This window comes from Acidovorax facilis (assembly GCF_023913775.1).
Lineage (GTDB): Bacteria > Pseudomonadota > Gammaproteobacteria > Burkholderiales > Burkholderiaceae_C > Acidovorax > Acidovorax facilis.
Genome location: NZ_JAMXAX010000033.1, coordinates 1 through 16,117 on the forward strand (window position 1 = coordinate 1; position 16,117 = coordinate 16,117).

Consider the following 16,117-nt stretch of genomic DNA (forward strand, 5'->3'; position numbering starts at 1 on the left):
TCTACCTGCTCCACCACCGCCAATTTAAAGGCCAGCGTGTAGTCGCGCTGCGTGCGTTTGACACTCGATTCCATGACACATGCCCTTTTGAAAGGTCCACGTGTCAACGCTGGGTAGGACGGGTCACTTTCTAGAAAGAAGCCCCCGATCATGCGCCCTGTCTCTCCAGCCCCTTTGTCACGCGCCGTGCTGGCCGCTCTTGCGTTGGCGGTGCTGCTGCCGGGTTGCGTGGGTACGGTACCCACCGCGCCCACTGCGCCGCGCAAGGTCGCGCGTCCTGTGCTCAACGACGTACCTGCCGCGCCCGCCAATCCCTGGGGGAACCTGCAAACCCAGGTAGGCAACTATCCGGTCGGGGGCTCAGACTTCCTGCGTGCCGGCCCGCTGGCCGAGCGGCTGAGTGGGCTGCTCGGTCTCGCCAACTACAACGTGCTGCTGGACAACCTGCAGGTGAGTGGGCCGCTGCGGCAAGACGGCTCCATGCTCTACATCACCGGCAACCGGCCGGACGCAGGCGACACGGCGGCCGCCGCCATCGTGATCCACGCCGCCACCGACACGGTACGCGTATGGCTGCTGACCGGCGGGGAGGAATGGGACGTGCAGGACCTGGGGACCCCGAAGACCCTGCCGGCCCACGTTGCCACGATGATGGAAAACGCGCGGCGCTGAGCGCGCAGCCGACCTGTCCGCGTGGTGGCGTGCCCAGGATCTGGGCGGGAATGTGTTTCTATAATCGAGAATCATTCTCAAAAAGGCCGTCACGCCATGTCTGCCGCTCATCCCCTGCACGCGCTCTACAGCCACCACCACGGATGGCTGCAGTCCTGGCTGCGCCGGCGGCTCGGTTGTGCCGACGATGCGGCCGACCTGGCGCAGGACACTTTCGTGCGCCTGCTCGCACGGCCGACCGCCATCGCCCCCGACGCGATGCGCGAGCCGCGCGCCTACCTGACCACGGTGGCACGCGGGCTGCTGGTGGACTTCTGGCGCCGGGGTGAACTGGAGCGCGCCTACCTGGCAGACCTGGCCCTGCAGCCCGAGGTGCTGCAGCCATCCCCCGAAGAGCGCCTGGCCGCCGTGCAGATGCTCCACGCGGTCGATGCATTGTTGCAGGGCCTGACGCCCAAAACGCGCGCAGCGTGGCTCATGAACCGGCTCGATGGTCTCACGCATGCAGAGATTGCCGAGCGGCTGCAGGTGTCGTTGCCCCGCGTGCGCCAATACCTGGCCAACGCCATGCGCCACGCCTACCACCTGCGTTTTGGCGGCGCGGCGTGAGCAGTGCGGGCTGGACAATGGGCGGCCCACCTGGTGGTACAGGCGACGACCATCCCGTGCCGCCTGCCGTGCTGGAGGCCGCCATCGGCTGGCAACTGCGCCAGGGCGAGGGCGATACCTCGCCGGCGGACGCCCAAGCCCTGGCCGACTGGGTGGCCGCACACCCCGACCATGCCCGCGCCTGGCGCCAGCTGGGCGACATCGACCAGCACTTGGCCCGCGCCGCCGCAGGTCCCGGAGCCCGCGCAGCGTTGCTGCTGCCACCGCGCCGGCGCCGTCCTGCCCGTGTGGCGGGCGCCGTGCTGGGACTGGCGTTGGCGGTGGCCTGCGGGGTGCTGGTGCTGGACCGCTACCAGCCCGTGGGCCAGTTGCTGTCCGACCACCGCACCGCCACCGGCGAGCGCCGCACCATCGTGCTGCCCGACCAGACCGTGCTGCACCTGAACACCCGCAGCGCTGTGAATGTCGTGTTCAGCCAAGACCAGCGCGCCATCCACCTGCGCGCGGGCGAGGTGGCCGTGGAAACCAGCCATGCCGACCCGGCCGAGCGACGCCCGTTCGTCGTGCTGACCGAGGACGGCAGCCTGCGCGCTCTGGGCACCCGCTTCACCGTGCGCCGCTGGCCACGGGCGCACACCGCTGGCAGCGATGGGGCGCAGGGCCGTGGCGCGCCCGCCACCGAGGTCGCGGTCACCCAGTCGGCCGTTGCGGCCCGCCCGGCGAACTGTGCGGCAGCAGCGTCCGAGCCGTGCGCTGCCGAGCGCATCGTGTCGGCCGGGCAGGGCGCGCGGCTGGAAGGCGGGTGGGTGGACCCGTGGGCGGCCCCGCCCGATGCCGACGCATGGAAGGACGGCATGCTGGTCGTGGACAACCAACCTTTGGGCGAGGTGGTGGCCATGCTGGCGCGGCACCGGGTCGGCCACCTGGGTGTCGACCCCCGTGTGGCCGGGTTGCGCGTGACGGGCACGCTGCCCCTGGCGGACACCGACCAGGCCCTGTTGGCTCTGACTGCGGCCGTGCCGGTGGAGGTGGTCTGGACCACGCGCTGGTGGGTCATGCTCAAGCCGCGTGCTGCGCCCTGAGGATGAAAATACTAAGAAAATAGGCCGCTACCGCTTGATGGGCAAGCGCTGGAAGCTATCAAAAGATGAGCGGATTGGTGCGGCTGATCGACGGTTCCATTCAGTTCAACCCAGATCCACCCGCCGAAGCAGATCAACCCAGAGCGCCGCTGCCAGCTGGCACCCCATCCACCAACGATGCCGGCCCGAAAAAGAAATTGCCCCGGCCCCCTCTCACTTTTCGGCACCCGTTCGGCAATCAGACAGAGACCGTGCATCCGCGCGGTTGCCCCTCTTTTCTGACGTGACCCGTTTCGGAGCCTGACCCATGCCCTCTGCTGTTCTCCCCTTTCCGCTGAACCCCTGCGCTGCGGCGCTGCTGCTCGCGCTGGCGGCCTCTGCGGTGGCTGCACAGCCAGCCACGGCAGAGACCCCCGCGGCCACGGCCAGCGCTGCGGCGGTGCGCGACTACGACCTGCCCGCCGGGCCATTGGGGGCGGCCCTCAACCGCATCGCGCGCGACGCAGGCCTGGCCCTCACCGCCGATGCGCAGTTGGTGGAAGGCCGCAACGCGGCGCCCGTGCGGGGCCGCTTCGATGCCCCCGAGGCACTGCGCCGCGCGCTGGCGGGTTCGGGGCTGGAGCTGCGGCAGGCCACGGGCGGCGTCTTCACGCTGCGCGAGGCATCGCGCCCTGCAGCGCAGGCACCGCGGCTCAGCGATGCCGCCACCCTGGGCGCCGTCACCGTGACGGCCAGCGCCGAGGCAGCGCCCGGCGATTTGCCGCCCGCCTATGCCGGCGGCCAGGTTGCCACGGGCAGCCGGGTCGGCCTGCTGGGTCACCAGAGCCTGATGGACACGCCGTTTCACATCACCAGCTACACGGCCGAACTCATGCAGGACCAGCAGGCGATCACCGTAGCCGATGTGCTGGCCAACGACCCGTCCGTGCGCACGGTGTCCTACAGCCTGACCAACGCTGCTGCGGGGGGCGACATCTTTCTGATCCGCGGCTTCTCGGTGCAGGACTCGGTGCTGTTCGACGGGATCGGCGGCATCGCCACCAACCGTACCGTGGCGGTCGAAGCGGCCGAGCGCGTCGAGGTGCTCAAGGGCCCCAACGCGCTGCTCAACGGCATGGCGCCTGGGGCGGGCGGCGCGGTGGGCGGCGCCATCAACCTGGTGCCCAAGCGGGCGGGCGACGTGCCGCTGACCCGCCTGACCACCACTTACCTATCCAAAGGCAACCTGGGCGGCCACCTGGACGTGGGCCGCCGGTTCGGCGACGACCACCAGTGGGGTGTGCGCTTCAACGGCGTCTACCGTGACGGGAAGACCGCCACCCAGGGCCAGTCCGTCGAGCTGGGGGCTGCGGCGCTGGCCGTGGACTACCAGGGCAGCCAGTTGCGGGCCTCGGTAGATGCCGGCCACCAGACGATGAACAACGAAGCGCCGCAAGGCGCCGCTGGCTTCGGTATCGACGACGCCATTGACATCCCCAGGCCGCCCCGGGCCAGCCAACGCATCGCCCAGGATTGGGAATTCGCCAGGTCGCAGAGCAACTACCTGTTGGCCAAAGCCGAGTACGACCTCACCCCCGACTGGACGCTCTCTGCGGCGGCCGGTGGCAGCCACACGCGGTCCCGCTACCTCGCCAACGACGTGTTCGTGACCAGCGTGCAAGGCGATGCGCAGGCCACCACGTACTTCTGGCCCAACTGGACGAACTACCGCACCGTGCAAGGCGGCCTGCAGGGCACGGTGCGCGCCGGCGAGCTCACGCACCGCATCCACCTGCATGCGTCGTACCTGAAGAAGGACAGCGGCTTCACGGCGCAGTACTACGGCTTCGACAGCTTCGCCACGAACATGTATGCACCCGCGGCCACAGCGCGTCCGTCCATCGACGGTTTCTCATCGCGGCCGCCACAGACCGATTCCTTGCAGTTGCCGTCTGTGGCGCTGGCCGACACCGTCTCGCTGTGGCAAGACCGCCTGTCCGTCACCCTGGGTGCCCGCTACCAGCGCGTGAAGGTCGTCAAGTACGACACCACCACCGGGGCAGGCAGCACCGCGTACGACGAGCACGCGGTAACGCCGGCGCTGGCGGCGGTGTTCAAGCTACAGCCGCACGTATCGCTCTACGGCAATTACATCGAAGGGCTGGTCCAGGGCGATTCAGCGCCGCTGGGCACCACCAACGCCGGACAGGTGTTTCCGCCGGTCCGGACGAAGCAGCGGGAGGTGGGCGTGAAGGCCGATTGGGGCCGCTTCAGCACCACAGCGAGCCTGTTCCACATCCAGAAGCCGAGCGGGCTGGTGGCGTCCAACGGCGATGGCACGTTCACCTACCAGGTCGGTGCAGAGCAGCGCAACCGCGGCGTTGAACTCAATGTCTTCGGCGAGGTGGCCCGGGGCACGCGCCTTTTGGGCGGCGTGACCTTCAACGATGCCCGGCTGACCAAAACCGAAGGCGGCACCTACAACGGCAACGCCGCACCCAATGTGTCGCGCTGGCAGCTCAACCTGGGCAGCGACCACGACGTGGCTGCCGTTCCAGGACTGACGCTGTCGGCCCGCATGATCTCCAGCAGCGCGCAGCATGTGGACGCCGCCAACCTGCGGCGCATTCCGGGCTGGACGCGCTGGGACATCGGTGCCCGCTACAAGACCCAGGCGTGGAGCCGGCCGCTGGTGCTGCGCGCGGGCGTGGACAACCTGTTCAACCGCAACTACTGGTCCAGCGGCTCCGGCAACTGGCTGTATGTAGGAAGTCCTCGCACGGTGACTCTCTCTGCCACGGTGGATTTCTGACGGGAGCAGTGCTGCCGTGGGCGGACGGGCAAATGGATGGAGGAGGGGGTAGTGGTGTCTTCCCCAGTGGGCCTTGGTGCACGAAATATGAATTAAATTGGCCTCTACCGCTTGATAGGTAAGCGCCAAACGCTATTGATTTGATAGTGATTTGGGGCATCCGCGACTTCAACCGTGCTGGGGGTCCGGCCCCTCTCTTCCTGGTCGGTTAGATACCCTGTTGACACCTCTAGGTATAAATCCTGAGTATCTGGTGCAAATTGGTATTTGTGGAGGCATCTGGAGTACCAATCGAGCATTGCAGCATCGGTATCGTTCAGTTCGTCAATGCCGTATGCCTGCACTGGCGTTGAACGGTCGATCCCATACCAATTACGAAGGAGACATTCCGATGCCACATTCCCCCCGTGTTTTTGCTCCCCAGCGCCTGGCCCTGGCCGCTGCACTGGCCCTGTCGCTGTGCGGCGCCGCCAGCGCGCAGACCGAGCTGGTCATTGCCACCGTGAACAACGGCCACATGATCGAGATGCAAAAGCTCAGCAAAAACTTCGAGCAGGCGAACCCCCACATCAAGCTCAAGTGGGTCACGCTGGAAGAAGGCGTGCTGCGCCAGCGCGTGACCACCGACATCGCCACCAAGGGCGGCCAGTTCGACGTGATGACGATCGGCATGTACGAGGCGCCCATCTGGGGCAAGAAGGGCTGGCTGCAGGAGCTGAAAACCGACGCTGCGTACGACGTGGACGACCTGCTGCCCGCCGTGCGAAACGGCCTGTCCATCGACGGCAAGCTGTTCGCTGCGCCGTTCTATGGCGAAAGCTCGATGCTCATGTACCGCAAGGACCTGGCCGACAAGGCGGGCGTGCAGGTTCCCGAGCGTCCCACCTGGCCGCAGATCAAGGACCTGGCCGCCAAGATGCACGACCCCAAGAACGGGGTGTACGGCATCTGCCTGCGCGGTAAGCCGGGCTGGGGCGACAACATGGCGTTCTTGACCACGCTGGTCAACACCTTTGGTGGCCAGTGGTTCGACATGCAGTGGAAGCCGCAGCTCGAGTCCAAGCCCTGGAAGGACGCGATCAACTTCTACGTGGACCTGCTCAAGAACTACGGCCCGCCCGGCTCTGCCGCCAACAGCTTCAACGAGATCCTGGCGCTGACCAACTCGGGCAAGTGCGGCATGTGGGTGGACGCGACCATTGCGGCATCGTTCGTGGCGGACCCCAAGCAGTCCAAGGTGGCCGACCAGATGGCCTTTGCCCAGGCGCCCACCATGAACACGCCCAAGGGCGCTAACTGGCTGTGGTCGTGGAATCTGGCCATCCCGGCTGGTTCCAAAAAGGTGGACGCCGCGCAGAAGTTCATCACCTGGTCCACCAGCAAGGAATACATCCAGCTCGTGGCCAAGACCAACGGCTGGGCCAATGTGCCCACCGGCACGCGCAAGAGCACGTACGCATCGCTCGAGTTCCAGAAGGCAGCGCGCTTTGCGGCCGCTGAGAAGACGGCCATCGACTCGGCCAACCCGACGGATTCGACGCTGCCCAAGAGCCCGTATGTGGGGGTGCAGTTCGCTGCGATTCCGGAGTTCCAGTCGATTGGCATCGCCGTGGGCCAGCAGATGAGTTCGGCACTGGCGGGCAAGACGACGGTGGACGCGGCGCTCAAAGCCAGCCAGGTGTCGGCAGACCGCGAAATGAAGAAGGCCGGCTACTACAAATAGGCAAGCACCCATTGGGCTACTGCGCGGCCCGATCTGGGGGCGGTGTTCCTCGCCGTACGGGAGTACGACTGCGGTACAGCACCCCCACCTCGGGCCGCTCGCTACGCCCACTGGGCGCTTGCCTCACTGCGTTGTGTAAGTCTGTATCGGAATTCCCATGAACCGCCGCCTGCTTCCCCGCCTGCTGCTCACGCCAGCCATGGCCACGCTCTTCCTTTGGATGATCGTGCCGCTGGTGATGACGATCTACTTCTCGCTCATCCGCTACAACCTCATGCAGCCCGACCAGACGGGGTTTGCGGGGCTGGAGAATTTCGAGTACTTCGTCACCGACCCATCGTTCGGGGCTGCAGTGGTCAACACCATCCTGCTGCTGGGCAGCGTGATCCTCATCACGGTGTTCTTCGGCGTGGCGATCGCGCTGCTCATCAACGATCCATTTCCGGGCCGGAGCATCGTGCGGGTGCTGCTGATCTCGCCGTTCTTTGTCATGCCCACGGTGAACGCGCTGATGTGGAAGAACATGATGATGAACCCTATCTACGGCGTGCTCGCCCAGGTGTGGATGTTCTTTGGCGCACAGCCGGTGGACTGGCTTACCGACCACCCGCTGTTCTCGGTGATCGTCATGGTGTCATGGCAGTGGCTGCCGTTTGCCACGCTGATCTTCATGACCGCATTGCAGAGCATGAACCACGAACAGCTGGAAGCATCGCGCATGGACGGCGCCAACTACCTGCAGCAGCTGCGCTACCTGTATGTGCCACACCTGGCGCGCTCGGTGGCCGTGGTGGTGATGATCGAACTCATCTTTTTGCTTAGCATCTTTGCCGAGATCTACACCACCACGGGTGGCGGGCCGGGCGATGCGAGCACCAACGTCACCTTCCTGATCTTCAAGCAGGCACTGCTCAACTTCGACGCGGGTGTGGCCTCGGCCGGGGCGCTGTTCGCAGTGTTGCTGGCCAATATCGCGGCGGTGTTTCTGATCCGCATGGTCGGCAAGAACCTTGACAAGTAAGACGGGGCAACGCTCATGACAACGACAAAACGACGCCGCTCCAACTACCCGCTGGGCCTGCTGGCTTTGCGCACCGTGGCCGCCTGGGGCGTGGCCCTGCTGCTGTTCTTTCCGCTGGGTTGGCTGTTCCTCACTGCGTTCAAGACCGAGTTGCAGGCCATCGCCGTGCCGCCGCAGCTGTTCTTCATCCCCACGCTCGAGAACTTTCACGAGGTGCAGGAGCGCAGCGACTACCTGCTGTACGCCAAGAATTCGGTCATCACCAGCGTGGTCTCTACCCTGGTGGACCTGATGCTGGCCGCGCCTGCGGCCTACGCCATGGCCTTCTTCAAGGGCAAGTACACCAAGGACATCCTCATGTGGATGCTCTCGACCAAGATGATGCCCGCCGTGGGCGCGCTGGTACCCATTTATGTGCTGGCGCAAAAGAGCCACCTGCTCGATACGCAGCTTGCGCTCATCATCGTGTTCGCGCTGTCCAACCTGCCCATCATGGTCTGGATGCTGTATTCGCACTTCAAGGACATCCCGCGCGAGATTCTGGAAGCCGCGCGCATGGACGGCGCCACGCTGTGGCAGGAGGTGCGCCTGGTGCTGCTGCCGCTGGGCATGGGCGGCCTCGCGTCCACCGGCCTCTTGTGCCTGGTGCTGTCATGGAACGAGGCCTTCTGGAGCCTGAACCTCAGCGCCGCCCAGGCCGGCACGCTGGCTACGCTGATCGCGTCGTACTCCAGCCCCGAGGGCCTGTTCTGGGCCAAGTTGTCCGCCGCCTCGCTGATGGCCATTGCGCCCATCGTGGTCTTTGGCTGGTTCAGCCAGAAGCAGCTGGTGCAGGGCCTGACGTTTGGCGCCGTGAAGTAAATGGACATGACTCCCCCCCGAAGCGCCTCCGGCGCCTCCCCCTCCAGGGGGCGCAGCCAGCGGCCCGGCAAAGCCGGTTCCGCGGCTACCGCGCCTTGCGCCCCTGTTCAAACCACCGCTGCTGGCGGATCGGAACCAACCTGTTATTCGGAGCACTAGAGTGGCCTACCTTCAACTGCGCGGCATCGAGAAATTCTTTGGTGAACACCGCGCCATCAAGGGCATCGACCTCACCATCCAGCAAGGCGAGTTCATCGTCTTCGTCGGCCCCTCGGGCTGTGGCAAGTCCACGCTGCTGCGGCTGATCGCGGGGCTCGAAAACATCGACGGCGGCACCCTGATGCTGGACGGCCGCGACATCACCGACCAGCCCTCGAGCAAGCGCGACCTGGCGATGGTGTTCCAGAGCTATGCGCTGTACCCGCACATGAGCGTGTACGAGAACATGAGCTTTGCGCTCAAGCTCGCCAAGGTGGACAAGCTGGTGATCGACGAGAAGGTGCAGAACGCCGCGCGCATTCTCAACCTCACGCAGTACCTGCAGCGCACGCCCAAGGAGCTGTCGGGCGGCCAGCGCCAGCGCGTGGCCATCGGCCGCGCCATCGTGCGCGCGCCCAAGGTTTTTTTGTTCGACGAGCCGCTGTCCAACCTCGACGCAGCGCTGCGCGGCCAGACGCGGGTGGAGATCGCCAAGCTGCACCGCGACCTCGGGGCCACCACCATCTACGTGACGCACGACCAGGTCGAGGCCATGACGCTGGCCGACCGCGTGGTGGTGCTGCGCGATGGCGTCATCGAGCAGGTGGGTACGCCGCTGGAGCTGTACGACCGGCCCGCCAACCAGTTCGTGGCCCAGTTCATCGGCACGCCGCAGATGAATGTGGTGCCCCTGCCGCAGCTGCCATCGCCTGTACAACAGCAGGCACCCGCCGGGGCGGAGGGCGGTGCCATCGGCCTGCGCCCCGAGAACATCACGGTGCGCAACACCGGCGCGACGCCGGTGCCGGGCCAGGTGGACCTGGTGGAAGCATTGGGCGCCGAGACGCTGATCTACGTGAGCACGCCCAGCGGCGCGCAGTTTGTGGCGCGCCAGAACGACCGCACAGGCCTGCGCGCCGGCGATGCGGTGAGCCTGGACATCGACGCGTCGCACGCCCATTGGTTCGACCCTGCGGGCCGTGTTGTCGCGGGTGCAGCTGCATGACCGCCGTGACCGCAGGCCGGGAATTGCACGGCAAGGTGGCCGCCGTCACCGGCGCTGCATCGGGCATCGGGTTTGCCAGTGCAAAGGCCATGGCCGACGCTGGAGTGCACGTGGTACTTATCGACCGCGATGAAAAAGCGCTGGACAAGACTTGCGCTGCCATCGGCGCCCAAGCGTCGCCGCTGGTGCTGGATTTGCTGGACACAAAGCAGTGTGCGAGCCTGCTTGCGCGCACGCTGGCCATTGCGGGACAACTCGACATCTTCCACGCCAACGCCGGGCTGTATGTGGGTGGCGACCTGGTGGATGCCGACCCCGACGCCATCGACCGCATGCTGAACCTGAACGTCAACGTGGTGATGAAGAACGTGCACAACGTGCTGCCCCACATGATCGAACGCGGCGCGGGCGACATCATCGTCACCAGCTCGCTGGCCGCGCACTTCCCCACCCCGTGGGAGCCCGTCTACGCATCGTCCAAGTGGGCGGTCAACTGCTTCGTGCAGACCGTGCGCCGCCAGGTGTTCAAGCACGGCATTCGTGTGGGCTCCATCTCGCCCGGGCCCGTCATTACCTCGCTGCTGGCCGACTGGCCCGCGGAAAAGCTGGCCGAGGCCAAGGCCAGCGGCAGCCTCATCGAGGCCTCCGAAGTGGCCGACGTGGTGCTTTTCATGCTCACCCGCCCACGCGGCATGACCATCCGCGACGTCGTGATGATGCCCACGAACTTTGATCTCTAGAAACCCGCAGTCACGCACCATGAATTTCATCCTGCACCTGGGCCTGGGCTCGTTCCACCGCGCCCACCAGGCCGTTTACGTTCACGCATTGCGCCAGCAGGGCGACACGGGCTGGGCCATCGCAGGCGGCAACCTGCGCCCGGACATGGCCGACACCATCGCGGCGCTGCAAGCGCAGGATGGGCGCTACACGCTCGAAACCGTCACCCCCCAAGGCGAGCGCAACTACACCGTCATCGAGTCGATCCAGCGGGTGATCCCCTACCAGGACGACTTGGCCCCGCTGATTGCCATGGGTGCCGACCCCGCCACCCGCATCATCAGCTTCACGGTGACCGAGGCGGGCTACTACCTGGATGCCCAGAACCAGCTCGACTGGCCCACGTTTGCCGACCTGCGCGCCGACTTGGCGGCCGTGAAGGCCGGCCAAGCAGGCCACACGATCTACGGCGGTCTGGTCAGCATCCTGCGCGCGCGCAGGGCAGCCGGTGCGGGCGCTGTGACGCTGATGAACTGCGACAACCTGCGCCACAACGGCGACCGCTCGCGCGGCGGGCTGCTGCAGTTCATCGAGGCGCTGGGCGATGCGCCACTCAAAGAGTGGGTAGAGCAGAACACCACGAGTCCCAACGCCATGGTGGACCGCATCACGCCGCGCCCCACGCCCGATGTGGCCGAGCGCGTGAAGGCTGCCACCGGCTGGGACGACAAGGCAGCACTCATGGGTGAAAGCTTTATCCAGTGGGTCATTGAAGACGACTTCATTGCAGGCCGCCCCGCGTGGGAAACGGTCGGTGTCGAGATGGTGCAGTCGGTGCAGGCCCATGAAGAGGCCAAGATCCGCCTGCTCAACGCCACCCACAGCTGCATTGCCTGGGCGGGTACGCTGGCGGGCTACCAGTACATCCACGAAGGCACACACGACGCGGCCATTCGCCAGATGGCCTACGACTACGTCACCGACGACGCGATCCCTGTGCTCCACACGCCCGAGCAACCATGCCCCATCAACCTGGAGCAGTACCGCGACGTGGTGCTGGACCGCTTCGGCAACCCCGCCATTGCCGACACCAACCAGCGCGTGGCCATGGATGCGTTCTCCAAGATCCCCGGCATGATTGCGCCCACTATCCGCGACAAGCTCGCGCGCAACGCGTCGTTCGACAGCGTGGCCATGCTGCCAGCGCTGTTCCTGGCCTACCTGCAGCGCTGGCACGCGGGGCAGATCCCCTACAGCTACCAGGACCAGGCCATGGATCCCGCCGTGGCCCATGCCATCTGCGATGCCGCTGACCCTGTGGCGGCCTATGCGGCCGACACGACCCTGTGGGGCGAGATGGCCAGCCACCCCCAATTGTTGGACGCGCTGCGCAAAGCCTATGCCCGCGTGTTGGCTTTTGTGGCGGAGCGGACAGGCGCCTGATGCTGGTGTAATTTGAGTCCACTATCGCAATGACCGTGAAGACGCCCATCGCCCCGCGCCAGACCAAGCCCGAGCTGGAACACGACTATGTGCGCTCGCCCGCTCTGGGCTACGAGTCGCCCGAGACGGCGGGCTTCATCCGTTGCTTGTCGCACGGGTTTCCCACGCCGCTGGCGCGCTGGCATTACCACGACGAGTACGAGCTGCACCTGATCACCGCGACCTCGGGCAAGGTCTTTGTGGGGGACTGGATCGGTCAGTTCCAGCCCGGCCACCTGGTGCTGACCGGGCCGCGCCTGCCGCACAACTGGATCAGTATGGATCTGCCCGAAGGCGGCGTGCCGCTGCGCGACCTGGTGATCCAGTTCTCGCACGCGCCGCTGGTGGCCAGCAGCGAGACCATCCCCGAGCTGCGCGAGGTGCTGCCTCTGCTGGAGCGCGCGCGCCACGGTGTGGAGTTCTTTGGCATGGAAGCGCAGGCGCAAGAGCATTGGCACCGCATTAAGGCGCGCCAGGGGCTCGCCCGGTTCGGCGCTTTCTGTGAGTTCATGAGCGACCTGGCGCGCTGCACTGACTTTCGCCTGCTGTCGAGCACGCAGCTGCAAAGCGAGGACAACGACACCCAGCTCGACCAGATCAACGCCATCGTGAGCCGCATCACCGACCACCTGGCCGACCCGCTGTCGGCGGCCGACCTGGCGCAAGAGCTGGGCATGACGGAGAGCCGCTTTTCGCGCTTCTTCCGCCGCGCCACGGGCAATACCTTCACAGACTTCGTGAACCTGGTGCGCGTGAACCGCGCGTGCCAGCTGCTGATGGAGACCGAGCGCTACATCACGCACATTGCTTACGACGTGGGCTTCAACAACATGGCCAACTTCAACCGCCGCTTTCTGGACATCAAGGGCATGACGCCCAGCGAGTACCGCAAGCAGGGCGCGGGAAGGTTTGGAAAGACTTCCTGATCCCCGGCCGGATCTGCACCCTGAGAGGGGAGGCCCTTGTTGCGTGACCCCTTCACGCAGCCCGCCAAAGGCAAAGGCCGGGCCATGGCTTTCACTGTGAATCACTGACATCTGTCCATCACCCATGTACCTCGGAATCGATTTAGGCACCTCGGGTGTCAAGCTCCTGCTGCTGGACGATGCGCACACTGTGGTCGCTACGGCAGATGCCGCCGTGCCCCAGCTGCGCCCCCAGCCCACCTGGAGCGAGCAGCACCCCGCCGACTGGTGGGCCGCCGTGGAGACTGCCGTGGCGCAGCTGCGCGCGCAGGCTCCCGCAGCGTGGGCGCAGGTGCGGGGCATCGGCCTCTCGGGCCACATGCATGGCGCGGTGGTACTGGACGCGCAGGGCCAGGTGCTGCGCCCGGCCATCTTGTGGAACGACGGCCGCGCCAGCGCCGAATGCGCTCAGCTGGAGGACGCCGTTCCCGCGTCACGCCAGATCACCGGCAATCTCGCCATGCCCGGCTTCACCGCGCCCAAGTTGCTGTGGCTACGCACGCACGAGCCCGCCGTGTTCGACCAGATCCGCACCGTGCTGCTGCCCAAGGACTGGCTGCGCCTGCAGCTCACGGGTGATGCGGTGAGCGACATGTCCGATGCATCGGGCACGCTGTGGCTGGACGTGCAGGCCCGCGCCTGGAGCCCAGCCATGTTGCAAGCCTGTGGGCTCGATGTTTCGCACATGCCGACGCTGGCCGAGGGCAGTGCGCCCACCGCCACACTGCGCAGCGATGTGGCACGCCGCTGGGGGCTCGGTGACAGCATCGTTGTGGCTGCTGGCGCGGGCGATAACGCCGCCAGTGCCGTGGGCGTGGGCGCCCGCACTGCGGGGCAGGGCTTTGTGTCGCTGGGCACCTCGGGTGTTGTCTTTCGCGTGACGGACGCTTTTGCGCCTGCCACCGAGCGCGCCGTGCATGCCTTTGCCCATGCGCTGCCGCAGCGCTGGCACCACATGTCCGTCATGCTCAGTGCAGCGAGTGCGTTTGGCTGGGTCACCCGGCTCACGGGGCGTGGCGACGAGGCGCAACTGTCTGACGCCGTCAGCGTCCTCAACACCACCCGCCAGGCGCAGGCGCCGCTGTTTTTGCCGTACCTGAGTGGCGAGCGCACACCGCACAACAACGCGGCTGCCACCGGCGTGTTCATGTGCCTGCGGGCCGAGCACGAAGCGGCGGACCTGGCCTATGCCGTGATGGAAGGCGTGGGCTTTGGCCTGCTCGATGGCCTCAATGCCATGCGTGCCGCCGGGGCCGGGCAGGGTGGTGCTGCCCGCCGGGATGACGCAGCCCTGGCCTTGGTCGGTGGCGGTGCCCGCAGCAACCCCTGGGCGCAGCTCTTGGCCAGCGCGTTGGGCGCCCCGCTGCAGCGCCCGCAGGGCGCACACGCCGCAGCCGCCCTGGGGGCTGCGCGCCTGGCGGCCATGGCCTGCGGTGGTGACGAAGCCCACTGGTGCCAGCCCCTGGCTGCTGACGCCACCTTCATGCCACAGCCCGCACAACAAGCCCAGCTGGCCGAACGCTATGCCCGCTTTGTCGCGCTGTACCCCGCGCTGCAATCGCAGTTCTGACGCACTGTCTGCTTCCTTCCAAACGTCCATGACTTCCGCATCCACGATTTCCATCGGCACAGCGCCCATCCACGCCGCCATTGCCGGCGAGGCCCTCATCGACCTGATCCGCCGCCCCGATGGCAGCTACCTGCCGTGCCTGGGCGGCGCGCTCTACAACCTGTGCCGTGCGCTGGCCCGCCAAGGCGTGGGCACCCAGTACCTCAACCCCCTGTCGCGCGACCGTTTTGGGCGCGAACTGGCGACGCAACTGGTGGCTGACGGCGTGGTGCTGGCCCAGCCCGAGCCCGTGCTGCAGGTCACCTCACTGGCCGTGGTCAACCTCGACGCACATGGCCACCCCGACTACGCCTTCTACCGCGAAGGCGTGGCCGACCGCGCCGTGTCCGTCGCAGGTCTGGGCGATAGCTGCGCCGCCTTGCCCGCGCTGCAGTTGGTGTGCACCGGCGCGCTGGCGCTCGACGCGCGTGACACTGCCATCTACCTGCCGTGGCTGGCCGCCCAGCGCGCCGCAGGCCGCTGTGTGGTGGTCGATGCCAATCTGCGCCCCTCCGTCATGCCCGACCTGGCGGCCTACCGCACCGCGGTGCACGCCGCGCTGGCCCACGCCCACATCATCAAGGCCAGCGACGAAGACCTGGAGCATCTGGCCGTGCCTGGTGTGGATGCCCTGGCCCGCGCACAGCACCTGCTGGCTGCCAACCCGCAGGCCCACCTGCTGGCGCTCACGCTGGGCGCGGAAGGCGCCTGGCTGCTGCACCGCAACGGCGTGCAGTGTTTTGCCAAAGAGGCCCAGCCGCTGCCAGTGGTGGACACTGTGGGCGCGGGCGACAGCTTTCTGGCAGGGCTGCTGGCGCATTTGCTGCGGCAATCGCAGGCTGCCGGTGGTGCGAGCTTTGTGCGGTTTGTCGAAGCGCTGGCGGCCGATGCGTGCCAGCAGGCGCTGCGCCATGCGCTGGCCAGCGCCAGTTTGTGCGTGATGGAGCAAGGCTGCGTGCCGCCAGGCTGGAAAGCTGCCCGCGCATGGAGCCAGCAGCATCCCGCAGCCCAAGACCCGCGCTGACATGGGGGTTCGGTCACCGTCTCTGGAGTGGCAGGCCGTCTATCATTTCCCGTCGCTGATTTGCGGAGAATGCCGATGACGGAGTTTCTGGTTGCGATGCTGTGGTCAGTGGTTGAAGTGCTGATCGTCTTCACGGGTGCTCAGGTGGTGCGGGTGGTCGGCCTGGGCCGCTGGCGCTCTGAGCGCTGGGGCAGCAACGAAGCGCGGACCTGGAGTGCAGCGGGCGCACTGTCGTTCCGGCATGAAGGACAACGTGTGGTGACGACCAATGGCCTGATATTCGTGGGCTTGTTGTTCTATGGGGTGCTCGCTGTGTTGGCTGTCGCGCTTGCAGGGCTGGTTTCGGCGTGATTG

At 66.5% G+C, this 16,117-nt stretch carries 14 protein-coding genes; all 14 read left to right on the forward strand.

Translation table 11 applies throughout. The features are described 5' to 3' along the window. The first annotated feature begins 150 nt into the window (after positions 1–150). The 14 genes from NFX52_RS11805 to NFX52_RS11870 all read left to right on the forward strand — a co-directional run bounded on the left by NFX52_RS11805 (position 151) and on the right by NFX52_RS11870 (position 16,114). Positions 151–672 (forward strand): Ivy family c-type lysozyme inhibitor, encoded by a 522-nt coding sequence (locus NFX52_RS11805; RefSeq protein WP_055402768.1) that lies wholly within the window; start codon positions 151–153, stop codon positions 670–672. Positions 673–768: 96 nt separating this feature from the next. Beyond that, positions 769–1,281, forward strand: a complete 513-nt coding sequence (locus NFX52_RS11810; protein ID WP_055402766.1) for a sigma-70 family RNA polymerase sigma factor — start codon at positions 769–771, stop codon at positions 1,279–1,281. Then, positions 1,278–2,363, forward strand: coding sequence for a FecR domain-containing protein (locus NFX52_RS11815; protein WP_202907235.1), 1,086 nt, complete (start codon positions 1,278–1,280; stop codon positions 2,361–2,363). The genes NFX52_RS11810 and NFX52_RS11815 overlap by 4 nt, the downstream gene beginning before the upstream one ends. Positions 2,364–2,670: 307 nt before the next feature. Next, positions 2,671–5,154 carry a TonB-dependent receptor gene (locus NFX52_RS11820; RefSeq protein ID WP_055402761.1) on the forward strand — a complete coding sequence of 828 codons (2,484 nt, stop codon included), beginning with the start codon at positions 2,671–2,673 and terminating at the stop codon, positions 5,152–5,154. Between the two features lie 391 nt (positions 5,155–5,545). Further along, positions 5,546–6,877: an ABC transporter substrate-binding protein gene (locus NFX52_RS11825; RefSeq protein ID WP_055402759.1), complete on the forward strand. Its 1,332-nt coding sequence runs from the start codon at positions 5,546–5,548 to the stop codon at positions 6,875–6,877. Positions 6,878–7,034: 157 nt separating this feature from the next. Further along, positions 7,035–7,898: a carbohydrate ABC transporter permease gene (locus NFX52_RS11830; protein WP_055402757.1), complete on the forward strand. Its 864-nt coding sequence runs from the start codon at positions 7,035–7,037 to the stop codon at positions 7,896–7,898. Positions 7,899–7,913: 15 nt separating this feature from the next. Next, on the forward strand, positions 7,914–8,759 hold the full coding sequence (locus tag NFX52_RS11835) for a carbohydrate ABC transporter permease (RefSeq protein WP_252635650.1): 846 nt from the start codon (positions 7,914–7,916) through the stop codon (positions 8,757–8,759). A gap of 160 nt (positions 8,760–8,919) precedes the next feature. Then, positions 8,920–9,963, forward strand: a complete 1,044-nt coding sequence (locus NFX52_RS11840; RefSeq protein ID WP_252635651.1) for an ABC transporter ATP-binding protein — start codon at positions 8,920–8,922, stop codon at positions 9,961–9,963. Further along, a complete protein-coding gene (locus tag NFX52_RS11845; RefSeq protein ID WP_055402750.1) occupies positions 9,960–10,703 on the forward strand; it encodes an SDR family oxidoreductase in 744 nt (247 codons plus the stop codon). Before NFX52_RS11840 ends, NFX52_RS11845 begins: the two co-directional genes overlap by 4 nt. A gap of 19 nt (positions 10,704–10,722) precedes the next feature. Beyond that, complete coding sequence (dalD, locus tag NFX52_RS11850; RefSeq protein WP_207402114.1) at positions 10,723–12,126, forward strand: D-arabinitol 4-dehydrogenase; 1,404 nt, start codon at positions 10,723–10,725, stop codon at positions 12,124–12,126. A 29-nt stretch (positions 12,127–12,155) separates the two neighbouring features. Continuing rightward, positions 12,156–13,091 carry an AraC family transcriptional regulator gene (locus NFX52_RS11855; RefSeq protein WP_055402746.1) on the forward strand — a complete coding sequence of 312 codons (936 nt, stop codon included), beginning with the start codon at positions 12,156–12,158 and terminating at the stop codon, positions 13,089–13,091. A gap of 124 nt (positions 13,092–13,215) precedes the next feature. Further along, on the forward strand, positions 13,216–14,700 hold the full coding sequence (gene xylB, locus NFX52_RS11860; RefSeq protein WP_055402743.1) for a xylulokinase: 1,485 nt from the start codon (positions 13,216–13,218) through the stop codon (positions 14,698–14,700). A gap of 28 nt (positions 14,701–14,728) precedes the next feature. After that, on the forward strand, positions 14,729–15,763 hold the full coding sequence (locus NFX52_RS11865; RefSeq protein ID WP_055402741.1) for a PfkB family carbohydrate kinase: 1,035 nt from the start codon (positions 14,729–14,731) through the stop codon (positions 15,761–15,763). A 75-nt stretch (positions 15,764–15,838) separates the two neighbouring features. Next, entirely contained in the window at positions 15,839–16,114 is a 276-nt protein-coding gene (locus NFX52_RS11870) for a hypothetical protein (protein ID WP_055402739.1), read from the forward strand. The last annotated feature ends 3 nt before the right edge of the window (positions 16,115–16,117 follow it).